The sequence below is a fragment of the Mailhella massiliensis genome (genome assembly GCF_020741395.1).
Lineage (GTDB): Bacteria > Desulfobacterota > Desulfovibrionia > Desulfovibrionales > Desulfovibrionaceae > Mailhella > Mailhella massiliensis_A.
On the sequence record NZ_DYZA01000248.1, the window covers coordinates 1 to 7414 of the forward strand.

6 protein-coding genes are annotated in these 7414 nt (G+C 59.9%); 5 read left to right on the plus strand and 1 reads right to left on the minus strand.

Features of this window, described 5'->3' with window-relative positions; genetic code table 11:
• A partial coding sequence (locus K8W16_RS12005; protein WP_304124179.1) for an EVE domain-containing protein occupies positions 1 to 436 on the plus strand: 436 nt, incomplete at its 5' end.
• Positions 437 to 863: 427 nt separating this feature from the next.
• Here K8W16_RS12005 and K8W16_RS12010 read toward each other — a convergent pair.
• Complete coding sequence (locus K8W16_RS12010) at positions 864 to 2930, minus strand: elongation factor G (protein ID WP_304124182.1); 2067 nt, start codon at positions 2928 to 2930, stop codon at positions 864 to 866.
• A gap of 402 nt (positions 2931 to 3332) precedes the next feature.
• Here K8W16_RS12010 and trmFO point away from each other — a divergent pair, with 402 nt between their 5' ends.
• The 4 genes from trmFO to K8W16_RS12030 form a co-directional block, all read left to right on the plus strand.
• Positions 3333 to 4748 carry a methylenetetrahydrofolate--tRNA-(uracil(54)-C(5))-methyltransferase (FADH(2)-oxidizing) TrmFO gene (trmFO, locus tag K8W16_RS12015; RefSeq protein WP_304124194.1) on the plus strand — a complete coding sequence of 472 codons (1416 nt, stop codon included), beginning with the start codon at positions 3333 to 3335 and terminating at the stop codon, positions 4746 to 4748.
• Positions 4749 to 5026: 278 nt separating this feature from the next.
• Complete coding sequence (locus tag K8W16_RS12020; protein WP_304124185.1) at positions 5027 to 5398, plus strand: hypothetical protein; 372 nt, start codon at positions 5027 to 5029, stop codon at positions 5396 to 5398.
• 139 nt (positions 5399 to 5537) lie between these two features.
• Positions 5538 to 6494 carry a magnesium transporter CorA family protein gene (locus K8W16_RS12025; protein ID WP_304124188.1) on the plus strand — a complete coding sequence of 319 codons (957 nt, stop codon included), beginning with the start codon at positions 5538 to 5540 and terminating at the stop codon, positions 6492 to 6494.
• Positions 6495 to 6772: 278 nt separating this feature from the next.
• Positions 6773 to 7414: C40 family peptidase (locus K8W16_RS12030; RefSeq protein ID WP_304124192.1), on the plus strand; the 642-nt coding region annotated here is incomplete at its 3' end.

Below are 7414 nucleotides of genomic sequence, written 5' to 3' on the forward strand. Positions count from 1 at the left end.
CGGCTGTTTTTCTTTGGACGACCTCATCTTCTCACCGGACGCCACCACCTCGTGGGACGGCGTGCGCAACTATCAGGCTCGCAACCTCATGCGCTCCATGCAAAAAGGCGACCTCGGCTTTTTCTACCACAGCGGAAAGAAGCCGGAAATCGTGGCCGTCGTGGAAGTGGTGCGCGAAGCCTATCCCGACCACACCGCACAGGACCCGAAAAACCGGCACTTCGACGAAAAGGCCACGCCGGAAGATCCCCGCTGGTACATGGTGGACGTCAAACTCGTCCGCCGCCTGGAGAACCCCCTCACGCTGGAAGAACTGCGCCGGGAGGATGCGCTCGAAGGCATGGAACTTCTGAGGCGCGGCAGCCGCCTTTCCGTACAGCCCGTGACGGAAGAACATTTCAGGCATATTCTGGCCATGACGGGGGAGATGCACTGACCCCGGAGTAAAAAGCGCTCCTTTCGGCCGTCCTTCCCTCCGCACATGCGGCGCATGCCGTAAAAAGTGCGCCAGGCCTTTTCCCCGTGCCGTACTCCGGCGTCATGCCCCGGGGTATGGAAACTCGCCCTTCCCATACGGCTTCCCCCGCCTCGTTACCTCCTTCGCGCCAAGAACCGGCGCACGCCCATGGAGCGGTCGGAAGCTATGCTGAACCGGGCACCGAAGACCTTCCCCGTTCCCGGACTTATCCCGTCCGACTTGCCGGCTCCTTGCCCGGCCGAATAGGCAAAAAAAACGAGGCCTCCCTTTTCTTCCGCTCCGTTCCGGCATCCCGGAGGATGCGTGACATTTAAATAGAAAAGCGCGGCGCTTCCCCGCACTAGGGAAACGCCGCGCTTTTTTATTCAGAAAAGGCCTTCAGGCGTTATTCGTTGCCCTTGGCGGCCTGATGGGCGGCCACGACCTTGTCGACCACAGGCTGAGGAGCTTCCTCATAGTGGTCGAATTCCATGGTGAACACGCCCTGGCCGCCGGTCATGCTGCGCAGGTCGGGGGCGTAGCGGAGCACTTCGCTCATGGGCACGTTGACCTTGAGTTCCGTGATGCCGCCCTGGGAGTCGGAACCGAGCACCTTGCCGCGGCGGGAGGAAAGGTCGCCTATGACGTCGCCCATGTATTCATCGGGAATAGTCACAGTCATCTGCACGATGGGTTCGAGCAGCACTACCTTGAGCTGGGCCATGGCGGCCTTGAAGGCGATGGAACCGGCCATTTTGAAGGCCATTTCGGAAGAGTCCACGGTGTGATAGGAACCGTCGTACACGCGCACCTTGAAGTCCACCACCGGACAGCCGGCGAGATAGCCGCGGGCCGCGCTTTCCTGGATGCCCTTGTCGATTGCAGGAATATACTGGCGGGGAATCACGCCGCCCACGATGCCGTCTTCAAAGGTGTAGCCTGCGCCTCTGGGCGCGCCTTCCATCTCAATCCAGCAGTCGCCGAACTGGCCGCGGCCGCCGGACTGCTTCTTATGACGGCCCTGCACCTGCACCTTGCCGCGAACGGTTTCGCGGTAGGGCACGCGGGGCGTCTTGAGCTCGATCTCCACCTTGGAGCGGCGGCGGGCCTTTTCCACGGAAATCTCAATGTGCAGCTGGCCCATACCGGCGAGCAGAATATCGGAAGTCTCCTCATCGCGGCTGAGCTTCAGGGTCACGTCTTCGTCAAGGAGCTTCTGCACGGCGGCGAAGACCTTGTCTTCATCGCCCTTCTGCTTGGGAGCGAGGGCGAAAGTGATGAGCTGAGGCGGCAGCTTGGGCAGTTCCACTTCAAAAGGAGCCTTTTCGTCGCACAGCGTGTCGCCGGTGCGGGTGCCTTTCAGCTTGGTCACGCCCACGATAGCGCCGGGGCCGAGGGTATCCTTGCAGGCGGTCTGCGTCTTGCCGTTGACATAGAACAGGGAGCCCAGGCGTTCCATTTCGCCGGTGCGCATGTTCTTCAACGTGGAGTCGGAGGAAATGGTACCGGAAATGACCCGGATCATGTTCACCTGGCCGGAGAAGGCGTCGTTCAGGGAGCGGAATACCAGGCAGGCGGCGGGGGCTTCCGGGTCGGCGTCGCGTTCGGAAGCGTCGGAGCCGAGCACGGCCGGGCGGTCCAGCGGGGAGGCGAGCAGGTTGTTGATCTGGTTGAGCAGGCGGCGGCCGCCCCTGTTCTTCATGGCGGAGGAGGGAAGCACGGCCACGATTTCACCGGAAAGCACGCCCTTGCGCAGGCCGAGAGTAATATCCTCGTCGGTAAGAGAGCCTTCTTCCAGGTAGCGGTTCATGAGCTCTTCATCGGAAGAGGCGATGTTCTCCACGGAAGTGTCGCGCAGAAGAAGCACTTCGTCTTCCAGTTCCTCAGGAATGGCGATTTCTTCTGTATCGCCGTTTTCCAGGAAGCGGTACGCCTTGCTGGCGAACACGTCCACGAGGCCCACGAATTCGCCCTTCTCCAGAATCGGAATGTAGAACACCACGGGACGCACGCCCAGATGTGTGGTCAGGCTGTTCAGGGCCGCATCGAAGTCGGCGCGTTCGCGGTCCATCTTGGTGATGACGGCAACGGCGGGAAGACCGGCGGCCTTCACGCTCTTCCACATGCGGCGCATCTGCGGGCGCACGCCGTCCACAGCGTCCACCACGATAACGGCGCTGTCCACGGCGGCGAGGATCCATTCCATGTCGGCGGAGAAGTTGGAGTCACCGGGGATATCCACAAGGTTGTGACGGTATCCCTTCCAGTCGAAGGTAGCGAAACCGGGCTGTATGGAGCCGCGGCGCTTGATTTCTTCCGGTTCGTAGTCCAGAGCCGTGGTACCTTCTTCTATGGCGCCAAGACGATTGATGATACCGGCCTGAAAAAGCAGCATTTCTGCAAGAGAAGTCTTACCGCTGCCACCCGTGCCGACAAGTGCATAGGTGCGTTGGTTCTCCAAAGCTATGGACATACGAATCTCCACTGGGGTTTGAATTTCTCATGGATGCAAAAGGGGCCCTTTTGCATCGGCTCAACATTTCAAGTCCGCAGCATATCCCATCCGGGCATATTCGCCGACAGACGGGAGCCGTGCATCCTCCCGGAGGAGGAGTCATAAAAAAAGATTCATCGCTCCCGCGCTGAGGAAGGCCTTTCCGGCCGGGGAGGAATTTCGATGAATTCTTCTATAAACTCATAAAAAGTGCCGCCATGCCCTGTCAAGCGCATACCGCTATTTTTCTGGTGAAAAGGGGACTTTTCCGCCGTGAGCATAAAAGAGTGACTTCCCTGCCGTCTTCCAGTAAGGTTGATCCGCGCCTACGCGCCCCTTTTAACGGCGATGCGTCGCCCTCTTCACGGAGTCTCCATGGATATGTCAACGCCCGCTTTCGTCATCATAGGCGGCGGCCTTGCAGGATGCGAATGTGCCCTTGCGCTCGCGCGTGCGAATCTCCCCTGCACGCTCTATGAACAAAAGCCGGAAGCCTTTTCCCCCGCCCACACAACCCCCTTGCTCGGCGAGCTCGTATGTTCCAATTCCTTCCGTTCCAACGATGCGCAGGGCTCCGGAGTGGGACTTCTCAAAGAGGAAATGCGCCGCCTCTCCAGCGTAACCATGGCCGTTGCGGAACATTGCTCCGTGCCGGCCGGCAAGGCCCTCGCCGTGGACAGAACGCTGTTCAGCCAAGAGCTGACCCGCCTTGTGGAGGAAGAGCCCCTCATCACCCTGGTACGGCGGCAGATTCCCTCTCTCGACGCGCCGGAACTTGAGGGAAAAACCGTCATTGTGGCCGCCGGGCCGCTCATTTCGGAAAACCTCGCCGCCTCCCTCGCGGGTCTCATTTCTTCGGATGGAGGCCCCAGCCGCCTGTATTTCTACGACGCCATAGCCCCCATCGTGCGGGCCGATTCCGTGGACATGACCATAGCCTTCCGAGGCTCCCGCTACGGCAACGACGCTCCGCCCCCCTATTCCGACGATGCTCCCTTTCTGGAAAAGCCCATGGAAACCATGGTCGATCCTTCCGCTGAGGACAACGGCGACTATGTGAACTGCCCCATGACGCGCGCGGAATATACGGCCTTCTATGAGGCCCTGCGCGAAGCGGAGCGCGTACCCGCCCACGAATTTGAAAAGGAAATACATTTTGAGGGCTGCATGCCCATCGAGGCCCTGGCCGACAGAGGGGAACGCACCCTCACCTTCGGGCCTCTCAAGCCCGTGGGCTTCACCGATCCGCGCACAGGCCGCCGCCCCTATGCCCTGCTCCAGCTCAGGGCGGAAAACGCGGAGCGCTCCTCCTTCAACCTTGTAGGCTGCCAGACGAAAATGACCTACGGCGCGCAGGACAGGGTGTTCCGCCTCGTCCCCGGACTTGCCCACGCGGAATTCCTGCGCTTCGGCAGCGTACACCGCAACACCTATGTGAACGCTCCGGAATGTCTGAACAACGACCTTTCTCTGAAGGTGCGACCCGACGTGTACCTTACCGGGCAGATTACCGGCGTGGAAGGCTATGTGGAATCCGCCGCCTGCGGCCTGTGGCTGGGCCTTCTGCTTGCCGCCCGCGCCAAAGGCAGGGAGCTTTCCCTTCCCCCGCAGACCACGGCCCTCGGAGCCCTCATGAATCACCTGCGCACGCCATCCCGCCAGTTCACGCCTTCCAACATACACTTCGGGCTCATGCCCGAACTTGCCGAACGAACCAAGAAAAAAGCCCGCAAGGCGGAAATGTCCGACCGAGCCCGCGCCGATTTTGCCGCATGGCTGACAACGGCCGGACTCTGACGAGCCGCTCCTCTCCCGGCAGCCTCAGTCGGAAGCCGGGAGAAAGAGTATGTTCGGGAAAAATGCCCGCACCAGAAAACGCCCCGGCCCTGTCGGGCCGTGTCCCTGCTTTCTACGGACATTGAGGCCGCAATGTCCGTAGGCCCGCGATGAGGCGGAGAGCGTCGACGAAGCACAGCCCGTACGGCCGTTTTTCCTTCCGGAAAAAACGACGGCCGGAACCCGCGGCGCGTTTTCAGCCCTGTTTCCCGTAACCGCGGGGCCTTTTTAAGGAGGCCATGATGGGATTTTTCGACAACCTTCTGAAATCGCCGGGAAAGGCCCTTGCCCGTGCGTTTTTGAACAGTGAGAAAGCCATGACGCTTGCCAACGCCCGACTGTCGGATTTTCTTCACATCAACAGCATCGTCTGCCGCGAGGATCTGAGCCTCATGGTGAATTTTTCCATCCACGGCATGCAGCAGGATATCACCATTAACATCAGCGATTACTCCATTGCCGAGGACGGCAGCTGGATATGCATAGGAAAGGCCTGCTGTTCCGTCGCGGGCATCGACAACGCCCTCGCAGCCTTCGTGCAGGGAAAGCGCCTTCCCATACCGGAAAAACATGCCTCAACCCTCGTCAAGGTAAAAAAATTCCTGCTGTAGCTTCGCTTTGTCAGGCGCATATCTGCCGCCCTGACCGCTCCCGCATGCCGATGCCGTAAGTTGAGCCCCAGCCGCCTTTGCCCCGCGTTCTCATCCTCCGCTTCTTTTCCGCTCCCCGCTTTCGTGCTAGCTTTCCCTCATGGACATACGACACTATCATCTGAGTATTCCCGACGGCGTATGGCTCGGGCAAACACCCGGAGAGCATACGCTCTCATGGCATGATATCCGCCTGAAGGAATCGGAACGGGAACTTTCCCACCTGTCCGCCTTTCTGCGTGACATAGGAGCGGATGAGGAAATCGTCACGCTCTGCACGCTTCCGATGCGCTTTCCTTCTGTGGAAGTTTCCAGAAGCGGGGTCTTTCTCCGCTTCCCCCAGCGCTCAGGCTGGAGCGCCGAACAGGCCTCCTATGTCATGCTGCTGTGCATGAAGGATGCTTTCATCAGCATAGGGCCCGAGCAGTCGCCGCTGTTCGACCGGGTACTCCAGCGACTGGAAAACGGCAGTCAGCCCCTCGAAGCCTCCAGCCAGGGACTTCTGCTTTTCACCATGGAGGCCTGCGCCGATATCAGTACGCTCCAGTACATGGCCGCTCGCTCAGCGGTGGAAAATCTGGCCGACCGGCTCGACGATGAACCCGACAATATCCGGCAGGATGAACTCATCGCCTTACGCCGACGCGTTTCCCGCCTTTCCCTTCAGTTTGAGGATCAGCGTTACTGCATGAGCGCGTTGCAGAGCGTGCAGGCACAGCAGCTGCCCTTCGGCCACCTCAAGGCGGAACTCCGGGATATTGTGGAAAGCCAGAGCCATGTGGCTCACAGCCAGGATCAGCTGGAAAACCGCCTGCGCGACCTGCACAACGACTGCCTGCTCCACGCCCAGAGAAAAACAGACTACCGGCTGCGCGTACTCACGGTACTTACCTCACTGTGCATGCCGCTCAGCGTCATCGCGGGCATTTACGGCATGAACTTCCGCTTCATGCCGGAGCTGGACTGGGAATACGGCTACTTCGCCGTCGTCGGGCTCATGGTGCTCATTACCGTTTCCCTGCTGCTGTTCTTTTTCAAAAAAGGCTGGTTCAAATAACGGGTCGGGTACGGGCACCCTCCCCCTCCAAAAGAAGAAAAATAAAACTATCCCCCCTGCTCAGGCAATGCAGCGGATATGGCCTTCTCTCTTCACGGATTTTCTGAAAATCATGGCCTTTTTCTTTCTTCCGCCCCATCATGGCCGTTCATCCCACGGCTTGACATTGGCCTGCTTCCGGGGCAACCTTGAGAAAATATTCCCCTGACGGGGCCTTCTTCGCCGCCGCCCATATCTTTTTTCAGACGTTCCGTTTCTGCGGCACGCAAAGGATCCCCATGCTCCCACGTCTACGCACATTTGTCCTTTTTCTCTGCACCTGCTTGCCGACCCTCGCGCTGTGCGCCTGCCAGCCCAAGGCAGGCAGCGAGCATCTTCCCATACCGGATTCCACGCCCGAAACAGCGTCGTCCGTTTCCTCCGCTTCGGTGGACAAGCTCCTTCTGCCCGACGGCAAGGACATTCTGTACCGCGCCGAGCTCTGCCCCACCGTCATGAGCCTCGGCGAAGACGTGGCCGATATCGCCCGGCAGCATCTGGGCATACGCTACAGAAGAGGCGGCGCCTCGCCCAAGTCCGGATTCGACTGCTCAGGTTTCGTATACTGGGTTTTCGCGAAGTACGGGGTCAGCGTCCCGCGCGACACGGTGCGTCAGTCCCGGGCAGGACAGGAAGTGGCCAGAAACGACCTTCTGCCCGGAGACATACTCATCTTCCGCATCGGCAACACGCCTAACGGACGGCACTCCGCCATCTATATAGGCGACGACAAATTCATCCACAGCCCTTCGGCAGGTTCCCGCGTGCGCATCGAAAATCTCAACGCCGCCTACTGGACCAGACACTACATGACGGCACGGCGCGTGCTCGAAACGCCCCCCTGCGACCTTGATCTCTACTCCAGCCCCGATACCGTCGAC

Bases quoted from the DNA above. Each gene is read 5' to 3' on its own strand.
- K8W16_RS12010 (WP_304124182.1), bottom strand. From the start codon at position 2,930: ATGTCCATAGCTTTGGAGAACCAACGCACCTATGCACTTGTCGGCACG.
- trmFO (WP_304124194.1), top strand. From the start codon at position 3,333: ATGTCAACGCCCGCTTTCGTCATCATAGGCGGCGGCCTTGCAGGATGC.
- K8W16_RS12020 (WP_304124185.1), top strand. From the start codon at position 5,027: ATGATGGGATTTTTCGACAACCTTCTGAAATCGCCGGGAAAGGCCCTT.
- K8W16_RS12025 (WP_304124188.1), top strand. From the start codon at position 5,538: ATGGACATACGACACTATCATCTGAGTATTCCCGACGGCGTATGGCTC.